This window comes from Arthrobacter sp. TJ-266 (assembly GCF_058269115.1).
Genome location: NZ_JBZCNC010000003.1, coordinates 348,163 through 374,288 on the forward strand (window position 1 = coordinate 348,163; position 26,126 = coordinate 374,288).

Here is a 26,126-nt window from a genome sequence, read left to right on the forward strand (position 1 = left end):
CGCCACCCGCCCGACTGCGGCGGACCCTCCCGGACGGGACCTCCGGTACCGGTTCAGCCGGTGCGACGCGCCTGCAGTCGCCGGGCGAGCCGCCCGACGGCGACGATCACCGGCTGTGAGAGCACCGTCCGGGTCTGCGCGATCGCGGCGTTCCACACGCCGTCGTTATGGGTGGGATACGGGTGGGTGACCCCCGCGAGTCCGGTGGCGGGGACCTTCCGCTGCACGGCGAGGCAGATCTCGCCGAGCGACTCCCCCGCCCGCGGTCCCACCACGGTGCCGCCGATCACGCGTCCGCGACGATCGAACGCGAGCCGCGTGAAGCCTTCCATGCGCTGCTCCGTCACCGCGCGGTCCTGGTGGGAGTGCGGCACCGTCTGCTCGGTACCGCCCCGGCCCGTAGGAGCGCCGACCGCGGCGACCTCCGGGTCCGTGAACGTCACGCGTGGCGGCTCGATCCGGCTCACCGTCCGCAGCGGCCCGAGGATCGCGTTGGCGGCGGCGATGCTCGCGTGCACGCCGGCGGTGTGCGTGTACTTCGGGTGGTCCGTGACGTCGCCGGACGCCCAGAAGCCAGGCCTCGACGTCCGCAGGTGCCGGTCCGTCACGATGTGACCGGCGTCGTCGAGGAGGATCCCGGCCTCCTCGAGGCCGAAGCCGCGGCTCCGCGGCGTCCGGCCCACAGCGGCCAGCAGGTGTGTGAACGGGAGCTCAAGGCCCGACGACGTCGTGACCGCGCCCGTCCCGGATTCGGTTCCGCCAGGGCCGCCGGCCGCCTCGGCCGGGCTGCCCGACGTATTTCCCGGCGAATCGCCCGCCGGATGATCCGGCGTAGTGGCCGGCGCCCTGACCGAGGCGGCGGTGTCGTCGAGAAGCAGCCGCACGCCGTCGGCCTCGAGGGCCGCGCGGAGGATCGCCGAGGCGTCCGGGTCCTCACGCGGCAGCAGGCGGGAGCCGCGGTGGATCACCGTCACACGGGAGCCGAGCCGCGCGAAGGCCTGCGCGAGTTCGCAGCCCACCGGCCCGCCACCGAGGATCACCAGCTCGCGCGGCAGGACGTCGAGGTCCCACAGGTTCTCGTTCGTGAGGACGTGCACGTCACCGATGCCGGGTACGTCGGCGTCCGAGGGGACAACGGGATCCGATCCCGTGGCCACGAGCACGTGCCGGGCCGAGAGGATGCGGCCGTCCACCCGGAGGTCGCCGTCGGGCAGTAGCTCGGCCCGGCCGCTGATCACACCGACACCGGCCGCCTCGAGGGCCTCGGGCGAATCGACGGGCTCGATGTGCGTGATGGCCCCGCGGACGTGCTCCATGACCCGGGGGAAATCCACCGTCACGCCGGTGACCTCCACGCCGTACCGCGAGGCGCCGCGGGCCTGTGCCGCAGCCGACGCCGCGGCGAGCAGCGCCTTCGACGGCACGCATCCCGTGTACAGGCAGTCCCCACCGGTGCGCCGCTCCTCGACGAGGACCACCCGGGCGCCCAGCCCGGCTGCCGTCTGCGCCCCGACGAGCCCTGCGGTGCCGCCGCCGATCACGGCGAGATCGACGTCGTACGTCCTGCGTGCCATGCCTGCTCCTCGTACTGGGGGTGGTGCGGGGTGGGCGGGAGTGGTGCGCCGGCCTCGGGTGGACGGGCCGGTCAGTTCTGCGGCCACGAGCCGCGGGCCGCCATGCACGTGGCGAGGACGTCGGCGGCGTCGGAGACGAGGCCGTGCACGCCGAGGCCCAGCAGCCGGTCCATGTCCGGGCGTTCGTTGACGGTCCATACGTGGACCTGCAGGCCGGCCGCGTGGCAGCGACGCACGAAGCGCGGCGTCACCACGCGCACGCCCCGGTAGGTCTCGGGCACCTGCACCGCCTGGACGCGGCCGAGGGCGGCGACGACCCGCGCCAGCCCGAGGGGCGCGGCGAGCAGCAGCAGGGCGTTGACCACCATGCCCGCGGACGACGCCGTGGGCCGGGCCAGGAGCGTCAGGACGCGCCTGCGCCGACGGTCGGAGAAGGACGCGACGAGCACGCGGTCATGGGCACGCCGCCGGTTGATCAGCTCCGCGAACGGCCGCACGCAGTCGTCGCTCTTCACGTCGATGTTGAGTCGGAGCGTCGGCCAGCGGAGAAGGACCTGCTCGAGGGTGGGTATGCCGCCCGATCCGGTGACGGACAGCGACCCGAGCTCGGCGGCGGTGCGCGCGGCCACCGGGCCGGCGCTCGTCGTCACGCGCTCCACCGTCTCGTCGTGGAACACCATGACCACGCCGTCGGAGGAGGCCCGGACGTCGATCTCGAGATACCCGTAGCCGAGTTCCACGGCGCGTTCGAAGGCTGCAAGGGTGTTCTCGTCGCCGTCGGGCGCGAAGCCGCGGTGCGAGAGCGCCAGGGGGCGGGCCCGCCCGGCGTCGTCCCGCGCGTCCAGGTAGGGGAAGCGGGACGCCTCAGGCCGTCCGGAGCGCGGCAAGCCGTTCCTCCAGCACCTGCGCCACGCCGTCCTCGTCGAACGGCGGTGCCACCAGGTTCGCGGCGGCGAGCGCGTCGGCGTGACCGGACGCCATGGCGTAGCCGGAGCCGGCCCAGCCGAGCATCTGCACGTCGTTGGGCATGTCACCGAACGCGACGACGTCCGCGGCGTCCACCCCGCGTGCGGCCGCGTACTCGGCGAGCGTGACGGACTTGTCGATGTGCGGGGGTGCCATCTCCAGCAGGGCGATGGTGGGTGCCGAGTGCGTGGTGGAGACGAGGTGCCCGACGGCGGGGCGCACGGCCGCGAGGAAGGCGTCCGGTGAGATGTCCTTCTCGCGGGCGAGGAACTTTACCACCTGCTCGCCGGGAAGGGACTCCTCGAACGGCTGCGCCGTGAGCCCGCCGAGCAACTCCGAGGTGGCGCTGTCCGCGAAACCGGACTCCACTTTGAACCCGGAGACCGTCTCGGCGGCGAACGTGGCCGCGGGGAAGAGGCCGCGGATGATGTCGCGGGCCTCGTAGATGGCCTCGGGGTCCAGCAGCTTGGCGTCGAGCACGCTCTCGGTCCGGAGGTCGTAGGTCAGGGCGCCGTTGGAGCAGATGACCGTGCCGGTGTGGCCGAGCTGGTCGCGGAGCGGCTCGAGCCACCGCGGCGGCCGGCCGGTGACGAACACGACGTCCACCCCCGCCTCCACGCAGGCCCGGAACGCACGGATGGTGCGCTCGCTCATCTTGCCGTCGTGACCCACGACGGTCCCGTCCATATCGCTCGCCACGAGGCGCATCGTCGACTCCTTCTGTCCCTCGTTCCACCCTACCTGCGGCCGGCCGGCCGCAGGCGGGCCGGGCTACTGCTCGAAGGTACCGATGAGGCGGGCACGCCCGATGCTGTGCGAGAACAGGTTGAAGCCGAGGTACGCGGGGGTCGCGTCGGCGGGAAGGCCGAGGGAGTCGACATCCACCGCATGGACCACCACGTGGTAGTGGTGCGGTCCGTGGCCCGCGGGAGGTGCCGCGCCCACGAAGCCCGCGAATCCGCCGTCGTTCCGCAGGGTCAGCGCCCCCTCGGGCAGGAGCCCCGACCCGTCCGTTCCCGCGCCCGCGGGCAGTGATGTGGTGGACACGGGGAGGTCGAGGACCGCCCAGTGCCAGAAGCCGCTGGCGGTCGGCGCATCCGGGTCGTAGACGGTGACGGCGAAGCTGCGGGTGCCCTCGGGGAAGCCGCTCCAGGAGAGCTGCGGTGACTCGTCCTGGCCACCGGCGCCCATCATGCCCGAGGCCTGCGCCGCCCCGAGGGGTGCGTTGTGGGTCATGCTCTCGCTGGTCAGCGTGAACTCGGGTACCTGGGGAAGGTCTGCGTAGGGGTCGCGGGTCATCGCTGTGCTCCTCTGATCGTGGATCGGTGGCGTGGATCGGTGGCGTGGATCGGTGGCGTAGTTCGGCAGGTGCGCGCCGCCGGGTCAGGCGGGGCGGGCCATCTCGTCGCGGGACGGCGGGTTGGCGCCGGCCCTGGACACCGTGATGGCCGCTGCCCGGGCTGCGTACTGCAGCAGGCCGGTGAGCTGCCCGAGGTTGATTCGGCGCAGGTCGTCCCGCCGATGGGCGCCGTCCAGTTCCAGGTCCACGATCGCGCCGACCAGCGCGGCCATGAAGGAGTCACCGGCCCCCACGGTGTCCACGACGCTCGTGGAGGGCGCAGGCACGGACGCCTCCCCGGCGCGGCAGACGCCCCAGGGGCCCTTGGAACCGCGGGTCACGACGACGACGGCCGCGCCGACGTCCAGCCAGGCGCGCGCGGACTGCTCCGGAGTACGGTCCGGGTAGAGCCATTCGAGGTCCTCGTCCGAGGCCTTCACCACATCGGCGAGCGCCACGAACCGCTCGGCCTGCTCACGGGCGTAGGCGGCGTCGCGGATGATCGTCGGGCGGCAGTTGGGGTCGTAGGTGACGGTGACGCGCGGATGGGCTGCCGTGACCAGCGCGAGGACGTCGTCACACCCCGGTGCGAGCATCGTGGCGATCGAGCCGGTGTGCAGCACGCTCGAGCCGTCGAGCAGGGACTCGGTGCGCTCGGCGAGATCAGGGAGGTCCCACACGAGCTGGAAGTCGTAGGACGCACCGCCCGCGGGGTCGAGACGGGCGGTGGCGACGCTCGTGGGCGCTGCGTCTGCGTGCACCGGGAAGAGCACCGAGTTCTCGCGCAGGTGCTGCTGGATCATGCGGCCGTAGTCGTCGTCGCCATAGCGGCCCACGAACTGCGCGGGATGCCCGAGGCGGGCGAGTCCCACGGCCACGTTCATGGGGCTGCCGCCCACGTGCGCACGCATGGAGGCCGTGTCGCTGACGACTTCGTCGATGAGGGTTTCCCCGATAACGGTGAGCACGCTCTCAACGTATCAGCCGGGCAGCATGCTCTGACTGGCGAGAACGTCCTCGTACTGGCCGCTTGCCTCGGCGAAGCGCTGGCGCTTCACGCGCTCCACGAGGATCTGCCGGGCGTCGGGTTCCGTGGCGAGCAGGGACATCGTCTCGTCGAGGAACTCCTCCAGCGGCATGCCGTGCTCGTTGTCCTGGTTGCCCATGAGGGTGGTGCGGACCAGCGGTGGCGCCAGCTCGATGACCTGCACCGGGGTGTCCGCGAGGTGCACCCGGAGGCTGTCAGTGTAGGAGTGCAGCGCGGCCTTCGTGGCGCTGTAGGTCGGCGCGACCGGCAGGGGGACGTACGCGAGACCGGACGTGACGGTGATGATCGCGGCGTCCTCACGGGTCGCGAGGTGCTGCACGAAGGCGCTGATCAGGCGCAGCGGACCGAGCAGGTTCGTGGTGACGGTCCGTTCGGCCGTGGCGAGGGAGGCCGGGTCGCGGAGGTCCTCGGGATGCATGATCCCTGCCATCGCGACGAGGACGTCGAGGTCCGGGTGGGAGGCGAGCAGGGCGTCCCGCACCCGGGCGATCGATGCGGGGTCCGCGATGTCGAGGACGATCGTGTGGATGCCCGGGTGGTCGGCGGCGATCTCCTCGAGGACGTCCGACCGACGGCCGGCCACGATGACGCGGTTGCCCTCAGCCAGGAAGCGCAGGGCGAGGCCGAGGCCGATACCCGAGGTTCCGCCGGCCATGAGGATGGTTCGTCCGGTGAGCTGCATGATGATCCTTCGTTCAGGGGGTGCCAGCGGGAACGGTGCTGACGGATCAACACTGCGCCGCTTCCGCCGTGGGCGGGAGAGGAGGGTTCATCCATGGATCGGCGGTCCCTGTTCCCGCCGCGGGCGCAGGGCCATCATTGAGGCATGAACCGCAACGACCTGGCCGAGTTCCTCCGCACACGCCGCGAAGCCCTCGGTCCGGCGGATGTGGGGCTCGCGCCCGGCGTGCGGCGCCGCACGGCAGGCCTGCGCCGCGAGGAGGTGGCCGTGCTGTGCGGGATGTCCACGGACTACTACACCCGGCTGGAGCAGCGACGCGGCCCTCAGCCCTCGGACCAGATGCTGCTGGCCATCACGCGCGGTCTCCGGCTCAGCCTCGACGAGCGCGATCATCTGTTCCTGCTGGCCGGTCACCGCCCCCCGCGGCGCTCCGGCCCGTCGGAGCAGGTGGCCCCGGCCCTGATGCGCGTGTTCGACCGACTCGAGGACACCCCGGCCCTCATCCTCTCCTCGCTCGCGGAGACGCTCGTGCAGAACCGGCTCTCGGTGGCGCTGATGGGTGACGACGCGCGGCACAGGGGCCTTGCGCGGAGTTCCTACTACCGCTGGTTCACCGACCCGGCGGAGCGCAGCACCTACCCGGAGCGGGACCACGCGCACCAGTCCCGGGTGAGGGCGGCAGCACTGCGTGCGGCGATCACCCAGGAACAGGTGGCGGACCGAGGCCGGGAGATCGTGGAGGCCCTGCTCGCGGCGAGTCCCGAGTTCGCATCGGTCTGGAGCAGCTACGAGGTGCGCAACCGGTTCGACGACCACAAGACCCTGGTGCACCCGGAGCTCGGTGAGATCGAGGTGGACTGCCAGGTCCTGTTCACGGACAACCAGGCGCAGTCGCTCCTCGTCCTGACGGCACCACCGGGCTCGGAGGGTCACGACAAGCTCCAGCTCCTCAGCATCCTCGCCGCCCGGCAGCAGATCGCCTGAGCGGCTCCCCGAGGGCGGGGCGCCCGACCGTCAGGAGTGGGGATGGCCCATCAGCCACGCGTGGGCTTGCTCGACGGTGATGAAGTGGCGGGTGGGGTAGGGGGGTGCGTGGACCTCGGTGAAGTAGCTGACGAGGAGTTCATCCACCGGTGACGGTCCCACCAGCGCCATCGCGGCGATGTTCAGGTGCCGCGAGAAGGCCTGCAATGCTCCCCTGCTCAGCGTCACCATCTCGTTGAGGATCACCAGCATGGGCGGACAGACGTCCGGGCAGAGGGCATTCGCCCTGTCCACCAGGGAGAAGGCCTCGTGATCGGTCACGGTGGTGTGGGCGACCCATTCGATCCAGATCACCTCACCGTGCACGCGCGCGGTGAACGACTCACCGGCCTCCGTGCCCTCGCTACTCATCCACGCCCCCTCGTGATCCGGCAGTCGTCATGTGCTGCGCACATTACGTGGTCATGCCGCTGACCGACATCACGCGTCACCATCGGCGAACGTCCCTCCGGTCCTCGACTCACGCGCGTACGCCCGCTAAGGCTTCGCGGGGACCGGCTGTCCGCGGAAACGCCGCACGCTGTAGACGATGAGCACGAGGGCGATCAGCGAGGACACCACGAGGCTGATACCCGCGCCCACGCCACCGAAGAGCCACCAGCGGTCCTCGAGGAACCACCAGGAGGGCACGCCGGGCTGCAGGATCCAGAGCACGCCGAGGCTCATGATCACGAAAGCGCTCGCACAGCTGACGGCGATGCGGGGGATGGTCTTGACGCCGATCGCCGCGGCGTGGAAGGCGCTGGCCTTGAGCGGCTTGAGGTGTCGGCGTGCCCAGTTGTGCTGACGCGACAGGACGGCGAGGCCCGCCGCGAGCATCAGGAGTCCCGGACCGGGGAGCACCAGCGCAGCTATCCCGAGGACCACGAGCGACCATCCGACCACTTCGATGACGGCGCGGCGTACCCATCCCGGGACCCGCTCCTTGGCTGCCATGAACACAGGATGACATAGGAAGGTGAGCACTTACGACGCTCAGCAGACTGCGTACCCGCCCTCCCGGACCACCCCGTGGGAGCGGGAACAATCATCGTGATGCATGCGTTTGCATGGACAAGCCGGCTGATCTTCCGGCTCTATCCGAGGAGGACACAGTGACCGCACGAACCGAAGGTCTCCACCACGTCACCGCGATCGCGGGGGACCCGCAGAAGAACATCGACTTCTACATCAAGGGCCTGGGGCTGCGCCTGGTGAAGAAGACCGTCAACTTCGACGATCCCGGCACCTATCACCTCTACTACGGCGACGAGTCCGGCCGCCCCGGCTCGCTCCTGACCTTCTTCCCCTGGCAGGGCATCCGCAGCGGGCGCATCGGCGCGGGTCAGTCGACCACGACGGCGTTCTCCGTGCCGCAGGGCACGCTCGGCTGGTGGCAGGAACACTTCAAGGCACTCGGCGTCGAGTCCACCGTCTCCCGCGCCTCCTCCGAGGAGGAGCGCCTCTCGCTGCGCGATCCCGACGGCCTGCAGATCGACCTCGTGGCGTCGTCGCTCTCGGACCCCCGGAACCCGTGGGACTCCGCGTCGGTACCCGCCGAGTACGCCGTCCGCGGGCAGCACTCGTCCGTCCTCACGGTCGAGGACCCCACCGGAACGCTCGAGACCCTGACGCGCGACCTCGGCATGACCCTCCTCTCCGAGAAGGACGGTCGCTACCGCCTCAGCACGCACGAGGGCGAGCCCGGCACCGTCGTCGACGTCATCACGGACACCCGCGGTGACCGCGGACTCGTGGCCGGCGGCACCGTGCACCACATCGCCTTCCGCGTACCCGACCAGGAGACGCAGGAGCAGTGGCGCCAGGAGCTCGCCGAGCGCGGCTACGGGGTGACGGCGATCCTCGACCGCCAGTACTTCACCTCCATCTACTTCCGGGAGCCGGGTGGCACGCTCTTCGAGATCGCCACGGACACCCCGGGCTTCGACATCGACGAGCCCCTGCTGGAACTCGGCCGCTCGCTGAAGCTGCCGCCGTGGCTCGAGCCGAACCGCGAGGCCATCTCGCACGCGGTCGCGAAGATCGAACTCCCCAGGGAGAACAACCCGGCCATCCAGGCCTTCGTCAAGTAGGAGCGGACATGAGCGAGACCCACGACTGGCCGCACGTCTTCGAGCCGGGCTCCCCCGGCACCCCGGTGCTGCTGCTGCTGCACGGGACGGGCGGCACCGAGCAGGACCTCGTCCCGCTCGCCGAGCGCCTCGCGCCCGGCGCGGGCCACCTGGCACCGCGCGGGCCCGTGCAGGAGCACGGCATGAACCGGTGGTTCCGCCGGTTCGGCGAGGGCGTGTTCGACGTCGACGACGTGGTGCGGCGCGCGGGTGAACTGGCCGCCTTCGTGGACTGGGCCCGCGAGCGGTACGGCATCGGCGAGCGCAGGATCATCGCCGTCGGCTTCTCGAACGGCGCGAACATCGGTCTCGCGACGGCCATCCTCCACCCGGACGTCCTCCCGACGGCCGTCGCGTTCTCCGGCATGTACCCGCTGGAGGGGAGGACGGTCGAGGCGGACCTCGCCGGTTCGTCGATCGCACTCTTCAACGGCGAGGCCGACGCCATGGCGCCGCTCGAGAGCGTGGTGCGGCTCGGTTCGGTCCTCGAGAGCCGCGGCGCCGAAGTAAGCCGGAACGTCCGAGCGGGCGGTCACGGCATCCACCCCACCGAGGTGGACGCCGCTGCCGCCTGGATCACCTCACACACGGAAAAGGTATCGACATGACAGACACACTGGCCGCCAAGGCCACCACGCTCGCCCAGCTCCACTCCGCCCCGGAGATCCTGCAGGTGGTCAACGTGTGGGACGTCATCAGCGCGAAGACCATCGCGGACATCCCGGGCACCCGCGCCCTCGCGACGGCGAGCCACTCGATCGCCGCGTCGCTCGGCTACGAGGACGGCGAGAACATCCCCGTGGAGGAGATGATCACCGCCGTGGGGCGCATCGCTGCCGCCACCGACCTCCCTGTCTCGGCCGACCTCGAGTCCGGCTACGGCAACCCCGGTGACACCGTGCGCCGAGCGATCGGCGTGGGGATCGTCGGCGCCAACATCGAGGACCAGATGCGGCCGCTCGCGGACGCCGTGGCGCAGATGACGGCGGTACTCGAGGCCGGCCGTGCGGAGGGCATCGACTTCGTGCTCAACGCCCGGACGGACGCCTTCGTGAAGGCCGGCGACCGCGACCCGGCGGACGTCCTCGCGGACGCCGTCGAGCGCGGCAAGGCCTACCTCGATCTCGGAGCCACGAACGTGTTCGTGCCCGGCCTGCTCGACGAGCACGCGGTGACCACCCTCGTGGGCGCATTCGGCCCGCAGCGCCTCAGCGTCATCAACGTGCCGGGGAGCCTCGCGCCGTCGCGCCTGCAGGAACTGGGCGTGGCGCGCATCTCCTATGGTCCGTGGACGCAGCGCGTGGCCCTCACGGCCCTGGCGAACTCGGCCCGCGAGCTGCTCGCCGACGGCCAGCTGCCCGAGGGCACTCTGCCGCTCAACTGATCCACCCTCCTCTCGACCCCGGCCGGCCCCTTCTCGGGCGGGCCGGGGTCGTCGTGCATCCGGCGTCGGCAGCCCAGTGGCTAGCATCGGGGTGTGGATGAGGAGGAGCGCCTGACGGGCGGGAACGCGAGCGGCAGCGTGATGCGCGTCGGTGCCACGGTGCGGAAGGCATGGACCCGCTCGACGCCGAGCGTCGTCGCCTTCATGGAATCGGTCCGATCCTCCGGCGTCGACGTTCCCGCGCACCTCGGCCGGGACGAACTGGGCCGCCAGGTCATCGAGTTCGTGCCGGGACGGCTCGCCCTCGGGTCGGCTCCGCTGACGCGCACGGAGTTGCAGCGCGTGGGAGCGATGGTGCGCGCCATCCATGACGCGAGCGCCGCGTTCGTCCCGCCGGTCGGCGCTCAGTGGACGACGGCGATCCCGTCCCCCGGCGCCGAGCTCGTCTGCCACAACGACCTCGCGCCCTGGAACCTCGTCATGGGCGAGAGATGGGCGTTCATCGACTGGGACGCCGCCGCCCCGAGCACGCGGCTCTGGGATCTCGCCTACGCCGCTCAGGCATTCACGCTCTCCGATCCCACCGAAGCGCTCGGATCAGCTGCGCGGAACCTGCGCGCGCTGGTGGACGGGTACGACGCCGACGACCGCCTTCGCGACCGCCTGCCGGAGACCCTCCACGAGCGTGCGGCGGCGATGTACGAGCTGCTGAGGTCCTCACACGATGCCGGGCAGGAGCCGTGGGCGTCGATGTACGCCGACGGGCACGGCGCCCACTGGCACGCGGTGACGGAGTATGCGCGGACCCACGAGCAGGTGTGGGCACGGGCGCTCACCGCCTGATCTTCCGTCACGGCCTCATCGCGTCCGAGGGCGGACGACGGGACCGCCCTCCACATTCCAGGAGAACAGCGTCAGGTGCCACAGCCCGGGTCGCTTGCGCGACGGGTCGATTACGCCGTTCGCTCCCAGGGCCTCCAGCGCATCGCGGATCCTCCACGAGGACGGCGTGAGCCCGGCCGCCAGCGCTCGCTGCCAGTCCGCGGAAGCATCGGCCGGGTCGAGGCCGACGTCCCGCAGGGCCTCGTGGTCGCGAAGATCGACGATCGAAGCGGCGTCCACCTCGAAGCCCAGCACCTCGAGGCTGCTGCTCCGCTCGTCAGCGTGCGCGATCATCGCGGCAGCCACCCCCTCGGGTGACGAGCTGAGGTAGAGCGTCGGCGCGTGCGGCGGCGAGTAGCGCCCAGCGGCCCGGGATCCTGCGAGGGCTGCCTCGCGGTGACGGGGATCGACGGCGCGATGGAATGTCCCGCGAACAGTGCGCATCAGGGGCGCGGTCACCTCGACGATCGGTTCCTCGCGCCGCGACTCCGTCACCGCTCCGTCACCTCGCCCGTCACCAGCCCGCCACCCCGCCCGTCACTCTCGCTCAGGCGCCCGACACCGCAGCGCCGCGGATGTCGTCGAGCAGGTCCACGATCCGTATCCAGGCCTTCGATCCCGGCCTGATGATCGCGAAGTGGTCGCCGGGCACGGTGACGAGTTCCGCGGTCGCGCCCGCCGCCGTCGCTGCGGCGACGTAACTCTCCGACTGGCTCATCGGCACCGTGGTGTCCCTTTCCCCGTGCACCGCGTGAACGGGGACGTCGAGCGGGAGCGCCGTCATGGGGTCGGCGAGCTCGTACCGCTCGGCGTCGTCCGGCTCCCCGAGAAGGTTCTCCACCGCGCCGTCGCTCAGTCCGAGTTCCCGCGCCTCGCGGAGGTTCAGCACCCCGGCCTGGCTGACGACGGCGGTGAGCGGCACCGCGGGTGCCCCCGCGCCCGGGGCGCCGGGAGGCAGTCGCCGGCGGCCGGCCGCCCAGACCGCGAGGTGACCGCCCGCGGAGTGCCCGAGCGCCGTCGTCGACCGCACGTCGAGGCCGTGCTCCCGCGCCGCGACGGCGAGGTGGTCGATACCGGCTGCGACGTCGTCGAACGTGGCCGGCCAGCCGCCGCCGTTACCGGCACGCCGGTACTCGAGATTCCAGCAGGCGTAGCCGCGGTGCACGAGGTCCTGCGCGAGGGGTTCGCCGAGTTCGGCGCCGTAGGTCGAGCGCCAGTACCCGCCGTGGACCACCACGACGATGCCGGTCACCTCGATGCCGTCGGGCGGCAGGTAGAGATCGGCGAACTGGCTGGGATCCTGCCCATAGGCGTAGCGCTGAGCGGCGACCTTCGGGGGCCTGGCCGCGCGGAGGCCGCACGCGGCGAGGACTGCGGCGCCGGCAGCCGCCAGCAGGGCGAGGACGGAACGGCGGCCCACGGGATTCACAGGCGACAGCGTAACCGTCGCCCGGGCTGGCTACGATGACACGACCGACGGAAAGGGGTGCGCACATGGGTGCGTGGGACGAGCTCGACGAGCGGCTGCGCCCTGCCGTGGAGGCGCACGTCCGTGAATTCGAGCGCGTGCGGCCCGCACTCGATCGCGTCACGGCCGCCATGCGCGACAGCATCGCGGCGATCTTCGAGGGCACGGACCTCAAGCCGCTGTTCGTCACGGCCCGGACCAAGTCGGTGGAATCCTTCCGCGACAAGGCCTCGCGCACGCTGCCGTCGCCCGAGGTGGGAGCGCCGCCGGTCCTCGTGTTCCCGGACCCGATGCGCAACCTCACGGACCTCGTGGGCGTCCGGATCATCACCACGTTGCCGCACGAGGTGGACCTCGCGGCGAACCTGCTCAAGCGTCAGCGCCAGGAGTTCGACTGCCGCGGCGACCGGGAGAAGGACATCGGTTCCATCGAGTCCGGCACGTACGGCTACTCGAGCCGCCACCTGATCATGCGGACCATCCACAACGACGTGGTCAGGGCCTTCCAGCAGGCCGTGGACCCGGACACGAAAGCCGCCGGGAGCTACCTCTTCGAGGTGCAGGTGCGCACCGTCCTCGCCCACGCCTGGTCCGAGATCGAGCACGACATCCGTTTCAAGGCCTCCAACCCGAAGGCGTGGAACCCCTACTTCGACCGGCAATTCACGGGCACGGCGGCCATGCTCGAGACCGTCGAGACCGCGTTCGCCGAGCTTCACGAGCGGTACGAGACCGTCACAGGGTTCTGGGACGAGGAGGGCGAGGGCAGTGCGCCGCTCACCCCGAACCAGATCAGGCGCGTGTGGCAGACGCTTCTGCCGCACGTGGACCGTAAGGCCGACGACAACTGGGGCTGGGCCGCCGAGCTCCTCGCAGCGCACGGGCTGAAGACTACGCAGCAGCTCGCCGCACTCCTGCAGGCGGACACCATCACCACCGTGCGCAAGGCCCTGGACCACCGATACTCGCCGGGTCCGGACAGGTTGCTCGACGACATGCTGCTGTGGCACTACGGGGAGCGGCACATCGACCTGACGGCCGAGGCCGCGGATGCCGAGAGCACGCCTCGCCGGGACAGCCTGCAGCGACGGCGTCGGCTGATGGAGATCTACCGGGCGCAGCACCCCGAGGGCTGACCGTTCCCAGCGGCTGGTGCCCGCGGTCCTGAACCCAGATGCGCGAACCCGGGTGCTGCGGCTGCTGCCCCGGTCGTGAACGCAGGTGCCACAGTCGGCGCCGCAGGGCTGAACCGCGGCACACCTCGGTCGGAGGTCACACCGCGGATCAGTGGATCAGCTGCTGCCGGCGCGGTACTTCCCTGCGCGGCGGCTCAGGCGGTCGGCCGCGGGCAGGTCCTTGGCCCGCGCGAGCTCGTACTCGATCGCCGTCGCCATCCGCTCACAGAAGGCGCGGCCCTCCTCGGCGGCGTCCGGCCGCTCGTCGACCACGTGGTCCACGACGCCTCGCTCCACGAGCGCGGCGATCTTCACGCCCTGGGACTCGGCCATCTCCGGTGCGCGGTCGACGGAACGGTGCACGATCGCGCTCGCGCCCTCGGGCGGCAGGGGCGAGAGCCAGGCGTGGTCCGCGGCGATGGTCCTGTCCGCCGGAAGCAGCGCCAGCGCCCCTCCCCCTGCGCCCTGACCGAGCAGCACGGAGACGGACGGCGATTCGAGCCCGATGAGGTCGTGCAGGGACCGCGCGATCTCCCCGGCCAGACCACCTTCCTCGGCGGCCTGCGAGAGGTCCGCGCCCGTGGTGTCGATGACGGTGAGCAGCGGCAGGCCGAGCTCCTCCGCGAGCTTCATGCCCCGGCGTGCCTCACGCAGCGACGCCGGGCCCATCACGGCGTCCCCGGGGCGTCGCGGGCGTTGATGGCCGAGGACGATGCACGGCTGGGCGCCGAAGCGCGCGAGGGCCAGCAGCAGCCCGGCGTCCTTCTCCCCCTGGCCCGTGCCGTTGAGCGGCAGCACGTCCTCGGCGCCGTGGGCGAGCAGGCGGCGGAGGTCCGGCCGCCGCCGGTTGCGTGAGATGAGGATGGACGACCACGCGTCGCCCGTTCCGGGTCTCATCGACGCCGTTGCGGGTTCCGCCGGGAGACCCGAGGGCTCGGCGAGCAGGACCGCGAGCGCCTTGTCCACGATGCCCGCGAGTTGCTCCGGCGGCACCACGGCGTCGATGAGGCCGTGCTCGAACAGGTTCTCCGCCGTCTGCACGCCCTCGGGGAAGGCCTCGCCGTACAGCGCCTCGTACACGCGTGGGCCGAGGAAGCCGAGGAGGGCGCCGGGTTCGGCGACGGTGACGTGGCCGAGGGAACCCCAGGACGCCATGACCCCGCCGGTGGTCGGGTGCCTCAGGTACACGAGGTACGGCAGCCCGGCCTGACGGTGGGCCCGGACGGCACCAGTGATGTCCACCATGGACAGGAAGGCGGGTGTGCCCTCCTGCATGCGGGTCCCGCCCGACGCCGGACCGGCCAGGAGTGGTAATCGCTCCGCCGTCGCGCGCTGCACGGCCGCGGTGATGCGGTGCGCCGCGGCGCTGCCGATGGACCCGGCGAGGAAGGTGAACTCCGAGACGATCACGGCCACCCGCCTGCCGTGGATCAGGCCTTCACCCGTGAGGACGGACTCGTCCGCGCCGCTCTTCTCGCGCGCCCGTCGGAGTTCGTCCGCGTAGCCCGCGCTCCCGTCGACGTCGGTGACCGGGGCGTCCCAGGAGGCGAAGGAGCCGGCGTCGAGCACCGTGCCGATCAGCTCCCGGGCGGTGAGGTGCCGGGCCGGTTCCGTCACGCCGCCGGCCCTCCGGGCGACTCGGCGAGCCACGCGCGGATGGCAGGCCCATCGCCGTCGAGCAGCGGAGGTGCGGCGTGCGTGGTCTGCGTGGTCTCCACCGCCCCGTCGAAGAAGCGCAACGGCGGACCGGGCAGTGCGATCTCGCCGAGGACAGGGTGCTGCACGTTCAGGAGCAGACCCTGAGAGAGCACCTGGTCCCACGCATAGACCTCGTCGAGCGAGCGCACCTTGCCGGCGGGGATCCCGGCCTCGTTGAGCTTGGCGAGCAAGGGCTCCGCCTCGAAAGCTGCGAAGGCGTCCTCGATGACACCGATCAGGACATCGCGGTGCCCCACGCGGTCGGCGTTCGTGGCGAACTCCGGCCGCCCCTCGATGCCGAACGTGCTGGAGAACGTGGCCCAGAGCTTCTCGCTGCCCACGCTGATCTGCACCTTCCCGCCGCGGCAGTTGAACAGCCCGTAGGGCGCGATGGACGGGTGGTGATTGCCCTGGGCCTGCGGGACCTCGCCCGCGACCGTGGCGCGGGTGCCCTGGAAGGCGTGGACACCGACGATGGCGGCGAGCAGGGAGGTCCGTACCACCTGGCCCTTGCCGGTCTGCTCGCGCTCGAGCAGAGCGGCGACGGCGCCGTACGCCCCGTACATGCCGGAGAGGAGATCGGCGATGGGCACGCCGACGCGCTGGGGATTCTCGGGGCCGGGGCCCGTGACGGACATGAGGCCGGCCTCGCCCTGGACGATCTGGTCGTACCCGCTGCGCTTCGCCTCGGGCCCGTCATGGCCGAAACCCGTGATGGAGAGGATCACCAGCCCGGGGTTGAGCGCGTGCATGGCTTCCGTCGAGAAGCCCAGCCGGTCGAGGACTCCCGGCCGGAAGTTCTCGACGACGACGTCCGCGCGGCGCAGCAGCTCGGTGAGGACCTGCTTGCCGTCGTCGCTCTTGAGATCCAGCGCGATGGATTCCTTGTTCCTGTTGCAGGACAGGAAATAGGTGGACTGGCGGTCCTCCTCCGGGCCGACGAACGGCGGACCCCAGCCGCGCGTGTCGTCGCCCGTGCCCGGCGTCTCGACCTTGATCACGCGAGCACCGAGATCCCCGAGCATCATGCCGGCGTGCGGTCCGGCGAGCGCGCGGCTGAGATCGACGACGAGTCGACCGGCGAGCGGTCCGGCCTGTGCGGTGGAAGTGGTCTCGGCGGTCATGGTTCCTCCGTGCGGTGGATCGTCGGTGCGTCTGCGTGGGCCTGCGTGGGGAGCTCGCCGGTCTAGAGCCAGCCGGGTACCACGAGGACGAGCCAGGCGATGATCGGTCCGGCCACCACAACGATGGCGCCGTAGCCGAGGATCTGCTTGTAGAAGCGGTCCTTGTCGGTACCCTCCGGCGCGTTCGCCAGCACCAGCGCACCGTTCGTCGAGAACGGCGAGACGTCCACGATGGTCGAGGACACCGCAAGTGCGCAGACCACGCCGACGGCACTCACCGCACCGGTCTCGAGGAACGGGATGGCGAGGGGAATCAGGGCCGCGAGGATGGCGGTCGAGGACGCGAACGCCGACACCACGGCGCCGATGTAGCAGATGAGGAGTGCGGCGAGCAGCGGCGCACCGAGGCTGGCGACGCCGTCGGACACGTAGGTGATGGTGCCGGCCTCCGTGAGCACGCCCACGAAGGTGAGCATGCCGCAGATGAGCAGCACGGTGGACCAGGCGATCTTGTTGACCGCACCGCTCTGGGCCTTCGGGGAGATGAGCGCGAGGATCACGGCGATCGTGATGGCGACGAATCCGACGTCGACCTTGAAGCCGAGGGCAATCACGGCGAGCGCGATCAGGCCGAGGATCGTGGCCGGCTGCGAGATGCGGTCCTCGCGTGACTTGGTGGCGACGATGCCGTCGCCCGCGGGATCGCGCGGTCCGTAGGTGCCGCTGCCCGTGCCCTTGTAGGCGACGTCGGCCTTGCGCATGCCGGGGCTCGCGTTGAAGCGGGCCTCCGCGGCCTCCTCGACGAACTGCCCCATGCGGGAGCTCATCAGCTTCCGCCCCCCGAGGACGATGAAGAGGACGACGGCGATCAGGAAGTTGAAGATGAAGCTGGAGAGGAACACCGCCAGGGGGCTCGACTCGAAGCCGGACTCGCCGACGATGTCGTTCACGATCACGCCGTACACGGCGATGGGCGAGAAGCCGCCCGCCTGGGCGCCGTGGACCACCATCATGCCCATGAGCAGCGGGGAGATCTTGTGCCGCGCGGCGAATCCGAGGGCCACGGGAGCCATGATGGCCACGGCGGCGGGGCCGAGCGCGCCGACCGCGGTGATGACGGCGGTGATCAGGAACATCACCCAGGGAATGAGTGCCACGCGGTTGCGGACGAGTTTGACGGCACCCTGCACGAGGAGGTCGATGGTCCCGTTGTTCTGTGCGATCGCGAACAGGTAGGTGACGCCCACCAGCGTGAGGAACAGGCCGCCGGGGAACTCGGCGATGATGTCGTCGGTGTCCATCCCGAGCACCAGGGCGCCGAGGACGAAGGCGCCGACGAACGCGAGCGCGCCCATGTTGATCGGGAGCAGGGTGGCTATCAGGAACATCGCCGCGAGGATGATGATCGACAGGAGTGGGGCGGACATCAGGATCCTCCGGCGGGAATGGGATGACGGTAAGGTGTGACCTGGCTAACAGGATCACTGGCCTAGCCTGTAGGAGACCCGGTGTGCGTGTCAACACTCCACCGGTAGCATGAGCCCACATCTACCCGAGGGGATCAGGATGACCGACGCCGCCAGTCCGACGCCGCTCGGCCGTGTCGCACGCCCCCGCCTGTACGAACAGCTCGTCGAGCAGCTCCTCGGCTACATCGAGGCGGCGAAGCTCCAGCCGGGCGATCTGCTTCCCGCCGAGCGGGACCTCGCCGAGCGGCTGGGCGTCTCCCGCGCCACCCTCGCCCAGGCCCTGGTGGCACTGGAGGTCCTCGGCGTCATCGACGTGCAGCACGGGACGGGTGCGGTCCTCCGGCACCGGGCCAGCGTGGCCAGCGTCATCAAAGGCCTTCGGGAGCACCGGAGCCGCCTGCCGGACATCGTCGAGGCGAGGAGCACGCTGGAGGTGAAGCTCGCAGCGCTGGCCGCGGAACGCCGCACCGATGCCGACCTCGCCGCGATCGACCACGCCCTCGAGACCATGCGGGCGGAGATCGAGGACGGCGACCGCGGAGCGCACGGCGACGAGCTCTTCCACCAGGCCGTCACCGCGGCCGCGCACTCGACCGTCATGGCGCAGCTCATGGCGTTCATCGGCGAGATGGTGTTGGAGACCCGCCTCGAATCCCTCGCGCAGCCCGGCCGGCCCGAGCAGTCCCTCACCTCGCACCGCTCCATCGCCGAGGCCATCCGCGCGCAGGACCCGGAGGCTGCGGGCGCCGCCATGCAGCAGCACATCGAACTCGTCTCGGACGTCGCGCTGCTGAAAGAGGCTTCCACCGGCTGATCCGCGTCGTCGTTCGTACCCCGCGTACGACGACGGCCGGCCCCCGTGGGGGCCGGCCGTCGTTTCCGATCGTTGGTGCTGTTTACGCCTCGGACGCCTGCGCGGCGAGGTTGCCGAGCGTCGTGTCCAGGGCCTCCTGGGGCACGGCCGGGAAGGTGATCATCTTCAGGATCTCCTTGTCCGTGACGGCGGACCAGTCGTAGGTCACCGTGACCTCGGTGGCCTCTGACCCTGAGGCCTCGAGGCGCCACACCCACTCCCACCCCGGGGGCTCCTGCCCGGCCGGTGCGGTCTTCCACGCGAGGAGCTTGTTCTCGTCGTAGCCCACCACGTGGTTGTCCGTCTGGTAATCGCCGCCCATCTTGTCCCACTGCTGGTTCATGGTGAACTTCTGGCCCACGGCGGTGATGCGGTCGGTCTTGCTGTCCGACTGCACCATGCCCGAGCCGTCCAGCTGCGCGTGCCGCGCGGGGTTCGAGAGGATCTGGAAGATCGCCGCCGCGGGGGCGTCGATCGTGCGGGTGGAGGAAATGCGTGACTCTGTCATACGGCGTTCTCCTTCTGGTTGTGGGCGACGGGTTTTACTTCGCGTCGTCCGGCGAAGGTTCGTCGAGCGTCCAGCCGGTGATGGACTCGATGTCCTTGCCGGCGTCGCGCGTGTACTGCCAGGCGCGCTGCCGCTGGTCCTGCAGGTCCTGCCGGAACCGCGCCTGCGTGGCTCCGAGGGTCGGCACGCGATCGATCACGTCCATGGCGAGCTGGAACCGGTCGATCTGGTTCAGCATCGCCATGTCGAACGGCGTGGTGGTGGTGCCTTCCTCCTTGTAGCCTCGCACATGCAGGTTGGCGTGGTTGGTGCGGCGGTAGGTCAACCGGTGGATGAGCCACGGATAGCCGTGGTACGCGAACACCACGGGCTTCGACGTCGTGAACAACGTGTCGAAGTCACGCGCGGACAGGCCGTGCGGGTGCTCCGAGCTGTCCTGCAGGCGCATGAGGTCCACCGCGTTCACCACGCGGATCTTCAGGCCCGGCACGGCGGCCCTCAGCAGTCCGGCCGCGGCCACCGCCTCCAGCGTGGGCACGTCGCCCGCACATCCGAGGACGACGTCGGGCTCCACTCCCGGCTCCTCCGACCCCGCGAAGTCGAAGATGCCTATACCGCGCTTCACGTGGAGGTACGCCTCTTCGGGTCCGAGCCACGTGGGCGTGGGCTGCTTGCCGGTGACGATCACGTTGACGGTGTCCCGGGTCTGCAGGCAGTGCTCGGTCACGGCGAGCATCGTATTGGCGTCCGGCGGCAGGTACACCCTGATGATGTCCGCCTTCTTGTTCACCACGTGGTCGATGAACCCCGGGTCCTGGTGCGAGAACCCGTTGTGGTCCTGCTGCCACACGTGGCTGGAGAGCATGTAGGTGAAGGAGGAGATGGGCCGGCGCCACGAGAGCGTGCGGTGCACCTTGAGCCACTTCGCGAACTGGTTGAACATCGAGTCGACGATGTGCACGAAGGCCTCGTAGCAGGTGAACACGCCGTGGCGGCCGGTCAGCAGGTAGCCCTCGAGCCAGCCCTGGCAGAGGTGCTCGCTGAGCACCTCCATCACGCGACCCGAGCGCGCGAGGTGCTCGTCGACGTCCTCGATGCGCGGCTGCCACACCTTGTCCGTCACCTCGTACACCGCGGAGAGCCGGTTCGACGCCGTCTCGTCCGGCCCGAACAGGCGGAAGTTGTGCGGGTTCAGCTCGATGAGATCGCGCAGGTAGCCGCCCACGGTCATCATCGGGCTCACCTTCTCGGAACCGGGCCGTGCCACCTCGACGGCGTGGTCCGCGTAGGCGGGGAGCGCGAGATCGCGCAGCAGCCACCCGCCGTTGGCGTAGGGCGTCGCGCTCATCCGGAGGTCGCCGTCAGGCGCGAGCGCTGCGATCTCGGGGCGCAGCGAACCCTCCTCGGTGAAGAGCGACGCCGGATCGTAGGAGCGCATCCATTCCTCGAGCTGGTGCAGGTGCTCGGGTCCCCCGCCGTGGATGTCGGTGAGGGGCACCTGGTGCGACCTCCACGTACCCTCGGTCTGCTTGCCGTCCACCGTGGCGGGGCCTGTCCAGCCCTTCGGCGAGCGCAGCACGATCATGGGCCAGCGCGCCGCCGCGGCGTCCGGTCCGGCGGCTGAGGTCCGCGCGGCCTCCTGGATCGCGTGGATGCCGTCCACGCAGTCGTCGAGCGCCGCGGCGAAGTCGCGGTGGGCCTCCTCCGTGGCGGACGGATCGAGCACGGTCACGAAACGCGGCTCGTACCCGTAGCCCTCCATGAGATGCCGCAGCTGCTCCTCGGGCATGCGCGCGAGCACGGTGGGGTTCGCGATCTTGTAGCCGTTGAGGTGCAGGATCGGCAGCACGGCGCCGTCCACCGCCGGGTCGAGGAAACTGTTGGAGTGCCAGCTGGTGGCCAGCGGCCCCGTCTCGGCCTCGCCGTCGCCCACCACCGCGGCGGCGATCAGCGTCGGGTTGTCGAACACGGCGCCGTACGCGTGCGCCAGGGTGTAGCCGAGCTCGCCGCCCTCGTGGATGGAGCCGGGGCTCTCCGGTGCCGCGTGCGAGGGGATGCCGCCGGGATAGCTGAACTGCTTGAAGAGCGCGTTGAGGCCCGCGCCGTCCGAGCCGATGTGGCTGTACACCTCGGAGTAGGTGCCCTCGAGCCACGCATTGGCCACGTTCGCAGGACCTCCGTGGCCGGGCCCCGTCACGAACAGCATCTCCTGACGGCGCTCGGAGATCACCCGGTTGAGGTGGGTGTAGATGAAGTTGAGGCCGGGCGTGGTGCCCCAGTGGCCGAGCAGCCGCGCCTTCACGTCCTCACCCGTGAGCGGGCGCGTCAGCAGCGCGTTGTCCCGCAGATAGATCTGGCCCACGGACAGGTAGTTGGCCGCGCGCCACCAGGCGTCGAGCCCCTGAACATCCAGCGTTGTCATGTATGCCTCCTCGGTGATTCTTCTGTTTCCGGTCACGGCTTCTGTCTCAGGTCACGCCAATTCGACGACGACGTCGGACGGTGTCTTGTCCGGTCGCCATCCCCGCCACACCGGATGACGCAGCCGCCCCGACCCGGTGTGCTCGCTGTACTGCACCTCTCCCACGAGCGCCGGCCGCACCCAGTGGGCGTCGGACGCATCGGCGCTCGGCACGTCCGCCAGCGGCGCGGTCTTCCGGGCGAGCTTCTTCAGGCGCGCACCCGCCTCGGCGAGGTCCCGCTCCGTGAGCCCGGACCCCACGCGGCCCACGTACCGGAGGTCCACGCCGTCGGGCACGGCCACCAGCAGGGACCCGATGGTGGCGGACCGGTTGCCGCGTCCCGGCCGCCACCCCACCACCACCACCTCCTGCGTGTGCACGTGCTTGATCTTCACCCAGGAGGAGGATCTGGCGCCGGGCTGGTAGTCACTTGCCAGACGCTTGGCCATGATGCCTTCGAGGCCGAGCTGCCTGCTCGCCTCCACGGCTTCCTCGAGCGTCGCGTCGAGGGCGGGCGGCACCTGCACGTGGCCGTCCTCTGCGGGGTCCACCGCCCTCTCGAGGAGCTCCCGGCGCTGCCGATACTGGAGGCCCGTGAGGTCGTTGCCGTCGAGGTCCAGCAGGTCGAAGAGCATCAGCCGCACCGGGGTCACCCGCCGGGCGGCGTCGATCTCGGAGCTGTGGGTGAGCTTCATCCGCGTCTGCAGGAGCCCGAAGTCGGGGCGCCCCCTCGCGTCCAGCGCCACGATCTCGCCGTCGAGGACGGCGCGGTCAGCACTCACGTGATCGGCCAGGTCTGAGAGCTCGGGGTAGGTGCCCGTGGTATCGATGCCGTTGCGGCTCGCGAGCGTGACCTCGCCGTCGCGCACCGTGGCGATGCAGCGCACGCCGTCCCACTTCATCTCGTACGCCCAGTCCTCCGGATCGGGCAGGGTGGCACCGGGCGCGAGCGTGGCCAGCATCGGGCGCACCGCATCGGCGACGCGCTTGCCGGTTGCCGCCCGGCGCCGATCGGGTGTGCGTCCGAATACCTCGGACGCCGGCGAGGCGCTCTCGGCCTGTGCCTCTGCCCCATCCATTCCGCTATCGGCATGAACGAGTGCGCCTCCCGTGTCGTCAGGTTCCCGTGAACCTGTGCCTTCCGCCTCCGCGGGCTGCTCCTTCATCAGGTGGATCAGCCAGTTGCTCTTGCCGGAGCGTCCGCCCCCGGTGTTGATCAGGGCGAACCGCCGGATCGCCGCGCCACCCTGCGCCAGGCCGCCGTCCGCCTTCCCGCGAAGGGTGCAGATGACCTCCTTGCCCTCACGCCACTTCTCCGCCTCGTAGGTGCCGGCGTCCCAGATCGTCACCTCGCCGCCGCCGTATTCCCCCTTGGGAATAGTTCCCTCGAAGCTGCCGTAGTCGAGGGGGTGGTCCTCGGTCTGCACGGCGAGGTTGTTCTTGTTCGGCGTGATGGGCGGGCCCTTGGGGATGGCCCAGGAGACGAGGACGCCGTCGCGCTCCAGCCGGAAGTCGTAGTGCAGGCGCCGCGCGTGGTGCTCCTGGATCACGAAGCTGTTGCCGCCGGTGGGACCCACGGCGTCCGGCACCGGCTCGGGGGTCCGGTCCGCATCACGCATGGCCCGGTAGGTGGAGAGGCGGTCCTGCGGAGCGGTACCGCCGTCGGGCCCGGGTAGGGGTGGGGTCGCCGGGGCGAGGATGTCCCCCAATGTGCCGATGCGCTCCACCACCGCGTGGTACTCGAGTTGCGCGAGGCCGTCCTCCGCAATCTCGTCCCAGGTCCGCGGTGCGGCGACCGTCGGTTCGAAGCGGCCGCGCAGGGAGTAGGGGCTCACCGTCGTCTTGTTCGCGTTGTTCTGGCTCCAGTCCACGAGGACCTTGCCGGACCGCAGGGCCTTCTTCATGTCGCTCACGGCGAGATCGGGGTGGTCGGCCTCCAGGGCGCGCGCCAGCTCGTGGGCGACGGCGGACACCTGCTCCGAGGTCTGCCGCCCGTCGAGCGCGCAGTAGAGGTGGATGCCCTTGGAGCCGCTGGTGACGGGGAACGGCTCCAGCCCCATGTCCTGCAGGATGGGCCGCGCCAGCAGGGCCACCTCCGCGCACTCGGCGAGCCCCGCACCCGGCCCCGGGTCGAGGTCCAGTACCAGCCGGTCCGCGTTGCCCTTGCCGCCGTCGGGCGCGAAGCGCCACTGCGGCGTGTGAATCTCGAGCGCCGCGATCTGCCCCAGCCAGGTGAGCGTCCCGAGGTCGTCCACCATCGGGTACACGTTGACGTGGTCCTTGTGCTGGATCCCGTTCCGCGGCACCCAGGCCGGGGCATTGTCATCGATGTTCTTCTGGAAGAACACCTGGCCCGGCTCCTCGGGCGTCCCCACGCCGTGCACCCAGCGCTTCCGGGTCACGGGCCGGTGCCCCGCGTGGAGGATCAGGTGCGGCGCCACCGCGGCGTAGTACGCGAGGACGTCGGCCTTCGTGGTGCCCGTGGCGGGGTAGAGCACCTTGTCGAGGTTCGTCAGGCGCAGCGTCCGGCCGTCCACGGTGACGGTCTGCTGCGTGGCCGTGCGAGGGGGCGCCATTCCTCCAGTCTTGACCGGATGCCCCGGGCGGTCCAGCACGGATCTGTCAGCGGCCGCCGGGTAGCTGGGACCGCCGAGCCGCCGCGAGCCGGGTCAGACCCCGAACTGCTCCCGGTACCGGGCCACGTAGGTGTCCCACAGGGATGGATCCTGCCCGAGGTTGCGCTTGTTCAGGAAGTCGTCGAGCCCGGCGATGGTGAGGTGCCATCCCGCGGCCATGGTCGCCGAGTGCCGCACGCTCCCGGGCGTGAGGAGCAGGACCAGCTGCGTGCCGTTGTCCGGGGTCCGTGCGAGCTCCCAGCGGAGGGCGTCCTTCTCCCACGTGTAGGCGAGCAGTGAGGGCCGCTCCGCCTCCAGCACGGTGCCGCGCAGGGGCTTCTGGTCGGCGTACGTGAAGAGGATCTCCTCGCCGGGACGCGGCTGGAACTCCATCTCGCACGGGAACCAGTACTTCAGCTTGTCGGCGTCCGTCAGGTGCTTCCACAGCACCGCCGGCGGGAAGGCGAACTGGAACTCCAGGCGGAGCACGGTCCCGCCGTCGTCGTTCGTGGTCCTGCTGACGATGGGTTCTACGGTCTCTGAAGTCACCGGGCAAGTCTAGAGGAGGCCTCTGGTCCGCCCACCGGGCGTGGTGTTCACTTGACCCATGAGAGCCATCTGGAAGGGTGCCGTCGCGTTCGGGCTGGTCAACGTGCCGGTCAAGGTCTACAGCGCCACGGAGGACCACGACATCTCGCTCCACCAGGTGCACGACCAGGACGGCGGCCGCATACGTTACCAGCGCCGCTGCGAGATCTGCGGCGAGATCGTGGACTTCAAGAACATCGACAAGGCGTACGACGACGGCGAGCACACCGTGGTGCTCACCGACGAGGACCTCAAGTCGCTGCCGGTGGAGAAGAGCCGCGAGATCGACGTCGTCGAGTTCGTGCCGAGCGACCAGATCGACCCCATCATGTACGACCGCGCGTACTACCTCGAGCCGGACAGCACCTCCACCAAGGCGTACGTACTGCTCCGGCGGACCCTCCAGGAGACCGACCGCACGGCGATCGTCCAGTTCTCGCTCCGCCAGAAGAGCCGCCTCGCCGCGCTGCGGGTACGCGGCGACGTCCTCATGCTGCAGACCCTGCTCTGGGACGACGAGGTGCGCGAGGCCTCCTTCCCCGCCCTCGAGGAGAAGGTACGGATCTCCGCGAAGGAGAAGCAGATGTCGGCGGCCCTCGTGGACTCCTTCTCCACCGACTTCGACCCCGAGAACTTCACCGACGAGTACCAGGCGCAGCTCCGCACCCTGATCGACGCGAAGATCGAGAAGGGCGACACCATCGACACGGAGGAGACCTTCGGCAAGGGCGAGGAGCACGACGACGGCGACAACGTCCTCGACCTCATGGAGGCCCTGCGCCGCAGCGTAGAGAAGAACCGTGAGAAGAAGGCCGGCGCCACGAAGGATGCCGGCTCCTCCAAGAAGAAGGGGGCCTGATGGGTTTCTTCACCGACAGCCTGGGCCGCCAGACCATCGTCCAGACACCGAACGCCCCCATCCTCGGGTGGGCCCTGCTCGGCGCCGCGTCCTTCATGGCGCTCGACGAGGCGAACAGGCAGCGCCTGCGCACCGCGAGTGCGGCATGTCTGGCGATCTGGGCGGCGCTCGAGGTCGTCTCGGGCCGGAGCGGCTTCCGGCGCAGCGCCGGCGCCCTCACGCTGTCCTGGCTGTTCCGCCGCACCTGAGCCGCACCCGGGCCGCTCCCTGCGCGGTC

26 protein-coding genes are annotated in these 26,126 nt (G+C 70.5%); 9 read left to right on the forward strand and 17 right to left on the reverse strand.

What is annotated here, in order from left to right:
* Positions 1-53: 53 nt before the first annotated feature.
* From AC4D12_RS10265 to AC4D12_RS10290, 6 genes are all read right to left on the reverse strand, one after another.
* A complete protein-coding gene (locus AC4D12_RS10265) occupies positions 54-1,574 on the reverse strand; it encodes a dihydrolipoyl dehydrogenase family protein (protein WP_490949825.1) in 1,521 nt (506 codons plus the stop codon).
* A 71-nt stretch (positions 1,575-1,645) separates the two neighbouring features.
* A complete protein-coding gene (locus tag AC4D12_RS10270; protein ID WP_490949826.1) occupies positions 1,646-2,461 on the reverse strand; it encodes a glycerophosphodiester phosphodiesterase family protein in 816 nt (271 codons plus the stop codon).
* Entirely contained in the window at positions 2,439-3,248 is an 810-nt protein-coding gene (locus AC4D12_RS10275) for an HAD family hydrolase (RefSeq protein ID WP_490949827.1), read from the reverse strand. The genes AC4D12_RS10270 and AC4D12_RS10275 overlap by 23 nt, the downstream gene beginning before the upstream one ends.
* 63 nt (positions 3,249-3,311) lie before the next feature.
* Positions 3,312-3,839 (reverse strand): YbhB/YbcL family Raf kinase inhibitor-like protein, encoded by a 528-nt coding sequence (locus AC4D12_RS10280; RefSeq protein WP_490949828.1) that lies wholly within the window; start codon positions 3,837-3,839, stop codon positions 3,312-3,314.
* An 84-nt stretch (positions 3,840-3,923) separates the two neighbouring features.
* Positions 3,924-4,847: a carbohydrate kinase family protein gene (locus AC4D12_RS10285; RefSeq protein ID WP_490949829.1), complete on the reverse strand. Its 924-nt coding sequence runs from the start codon at positions 4,845-4,847 to the stop codon at positions 3,924-3,926.
* A gap of 12 nt (positions 4,848-4,859) precedes the next feature.
* Positions 4,860-5,609, reverse strand: a complete 750-nt coding sequence (locus AC4D12_RS10290; RefSeq protein ID WP_490949830.1) for an SDR family oxidoreductase — start codon at positions 5,607-5,609, stop codon at positions 4,860-4,862.
* A 144-nt stretch (positions 5,610-5,753) separates the two neighbouring features.
* On the opposite strand from AC4D12_RS10290, the gene AC4D12_RS10295 reads away from it, so the two are divergent.
* A complete protein-coding gene (locus AC4D12_RS10295; protein WP_490949831.1) occupies positions 5,754-6,593 on the forward strand; it encodes a helix-turn-helix transcriptional regulator in 840 nt (279 codons plus the stop codon).
* A gap of 30 nt (positions 6,594-6,623) precedes the next feature.
* Here AC4D12_RS10295 and AC4D12_RS10300 read toward each other — a convergent pair whose 3' ends face one another.
* A complete protein-coding gene (locus AC4D12_RS10300; RefSeq protein WP_490949832.1) occupies positions 6,624-7,004 on the reverse strand; it encodes a DUF7793 family protein in 381 nt (126 codons plus the stop codon).
* A gap of 126 nt (positions 7,005-7,130) precedes the next feature.
* A complete protein-coding gene (locus AC4D12_RS10305; RefSeq protein ID WP_490949833.1) occupies positions 7,131-7,589 on the reverse strand; it encodes a PGPGW domain-containing protein in 459 nt (152 codons plus the stop codon).
* A gap of 158 nt (positions 7,590-7,747) precedes the next feature.
* On the opposite strand from AC4D12_RS10305, the gene AC4D12_RS10310 reads away from it, so the two are divergent.
* From AC4D12_RS10310 to AC4D12_RS10325, 4 genes are all read left to right on the forward strand, one after another.
* Positions 7,748-8,725 (forward strand): ring-cleaving dioxygenase, encoded by a 978-nt coding sequence (locus AC4D12_RS10310; protein ID WP_490949834.1) that lies wholly within the window; start codon positions 7,748-7,750, stop codon positions 8,723-8,725.
* Positions 8,726-8,733: 8 nt separating this feature from the next.
* Positions 8,734-9,372 carry an alpha/beta hydrolase gene (locus tag AC4D12_RS10315; RefSeq protein WP_490949835.1) on the forward strand — a complete coding sequence of 213 codons (639 nt, stop codon included), beginning with the start codon at positions 8,734-8,736 and terminating at the stop codon, positions 9,370-9,372.
* Positions 9,369-10,148, forward strand: a complete 780-nt coding sequence (locus AC4D12_RS10320) for an isocitrate lyase/PEP mutase family protein (RefSeq protein ID WP_490949836.1) — start codon at positions 9,369-9,371, stop codon at positions 10,146-10,148. Before AC4D12_RS10315 ends, AC4D12_RS10320 begins: the two co-directional genes overlap by 4 nt.
* A gap of 93 nt (positions 10,149-10,241) precedes the next feature.
* Entirely contained in the window at positions 10,242-10,991 is a 750-nt protein-coding gene (locus AC4D12_RS10325) for a phosphotransferase (RefSeq protein ID WP_490949837.1), read from the forward strand.
* 15 nt (positions 10,992-11,006) lie between these two features.
* On the opposite strand, the gene AC4D12_RS10330 is transcribed toward AC4D12_RS10325, so the two are convergent.
* Together AC4D12_RS10330 and AC4D12_RS10335 are read right to left on the reverse strand one after the other, a co-directional pair.
* Positions 11,007-11,525 carry an RES family NAD+ phosphorylase gene (locus AC4D12_RS10330; protein WP_490949838.1) on the reverse strand — a complete coding sequence of 173 codons (519 nt, stop codon included), beginning with the start codon at positions 11,523-11,525 and terminating at the stop codon, positions 11,007-11,009.
* A 52-nt stretch (positions 11,526-11,577) separates the two neighbouring features.
* Entirely contained in the window at positions 11,578-12,459 is an 882-nt protein-coding gene (locus AC4D12_RS10335) for an alpha/beta hydrolase family protein (RefSeq protein WP_490949839.1), read from the reverse strand.
* A gap of 65 nt (positions 12,460-12,524) precedes the next feature.
* On the opposite strand from AC4D12_RS10335, the gene AC4D12_RS10340 reads away from it, so the two are divergent.
* The gene (locus AC4D12_RS10340; protein WP_490949840.1) at positions 12,525-13,634 is read left to right on the forward strand and encodes a GTP pyrophosphokinase; all 1,110 of its coding nucleotides are present in this window, start codon (positions 12,525-12,527) and stop codon (positions 13,632-13,634) included.
* Between the two features lie 156 nt (positions 13,635-13,790).
* Here the strand turns inward: AC4D12_RS10340 and AC4D12_RS10345 are convergent, their stop codons facing one another.
* The 3 genes from AC4D12_RS10345 to AC4D12_RS10355 form a co-directional block, all read right to left on the reverse strand.
* The gene (locus tag AC4D12_RS10345; RefSeq protein ID WP_490949841.1) at positions 13,791-15,290 is read right to left on the reverse strand and encodes a carboxyl transferase domain-containing protein; all 1,500 of its coding nucleotides are present in this window, start codon (positions 15,288-15,290) and stop codon (positions 13,791-13,793) included.
* Entirely contained in the window at positions 15,287-16,495 is a 1,209-nt protein-coding gene (locus tag AC4D12_RS10350; protein ID WP_490949842.1) for a CaiB/BaiF CoA transferase family protein, read from the reverse strand. Before AC4D12_RS10350 ends, AC4D12_RS10345 begins: the two co-directional genes overlap by 4 nt.
* 62 nt (positions 16,496-16,557) lie before the next feature.
* The gene (locus AC4D12_RS10355; protein ID WP_490949843.1) at positions 16,558-17,922 is read right to left on the reverse strand and encodes an SLC13 family permease; all 1,365 of its coding nucleotides are present in this window, start codon (positions 17,920-17,922) and stop codon (positions 16,558-16,560) included.
* A 139-nt stretch (positions 17,923-18,061) separates the two neighbouring features.
* Between AC4D12_RS10355 and AC4D12_RS10360 the strand changes: the two genes are divergently transcribed.
* Positions 18,062-18,778, forward strand: coding sequence for a FadR/GntR family transcriptional regulator (locus AC4D12_RS10360; protein WP_490950124.1), 717 nt, complete (start codon positions 18,062-18,064; stop codon positions 18,776-18,778).
* A gap of 82 nt (positions 18,779-18,860) precedes the next feature.
* Here the strand turns inward: AC4D12_RS10360 and AC4D12_RS10365 are convergent, their stop codons facing one another.
* The 4 genes from AC4D12_RS10365 to AC4D12_RS10380 form a co-directional block, all read right to left on the reverse strand.
* Positions 18,861-19,325, reverse strand: coding sequence for an SRPBCC family protein (locus tag AC4D12_RS10365; RefSeq protein ID WP_490949844.1), 465 nt, complete (start codon positions 19,323-19,325; stop codon positions 18,861-18,863).
* Between the two features lie 34 nt (positions 19,326-19,359).
* Positions 19,360-21,747 (reverse strand): phosphoketolase family protein, encoded by a 2,388-nt coding sequence (locus tag AC4D12_RS10370; protein WP_490949845.1) that lies wholly within the window; start codon positions 21,745-21,747, stop codon positions 19,360-19,362.
* A gap of 51 nt (positions 21,748-21,798) precedes the next feature.
* A complete protein-coding gene (locus tag AC4D12_RS10375) occupies positions 21,799-24,363 on the reverse strand; it encodes an ATP-dependent DNA ligase (RefSeq protein ID WP_490949846.1) in 2,565 nt (854 codons plus the stop codon).
* A 93-nt stretch (positions 24,364-24,456) separates the two neighbouring features.
* A complete protein-coding gene (locus AC4D12_RS10380) occupies positions 24,457-24,951 on the reverse strand; it encodes an SRPBCC domain-containing protein (RefSeq protein WP_490949847.1) in 495 nt (164 codons plus the stop codon).
* Between the two features lie 58 nt (positions 24,952-25,009).
* Between AC4D12_RS10380 and ku the strand changes: the two genes are divergently transcribed.
* Positions 25,010-25,849: a non-homologous end joining protein Ku gene (gene ku / locus AC4D12_RS10385; RefSeq protein ID WP_490949848.1), complete on the forward strand. Its 840-nt coding sequence runs from the start codon at positions 25,010-25,012 to the stop codon at positions 25,847-25,849.
* Positions 25,849-26,097, forward strand: a complete 249-nt coding sequence (locus AC4D12_RS10390; RefSeq protein ID WP_490949849.1) for a hypothetical protein — start codon at positions 25,849-25,851, stop codon at positions 26,095-26,097. The genes ku and AC4D12_RS10390 overlap by 1 nt, the downstream gene beginning before the upstream one ends.
* The last annotated feature ends 29 nt before the right edge of the window (positions 26,098-26,126 follow it).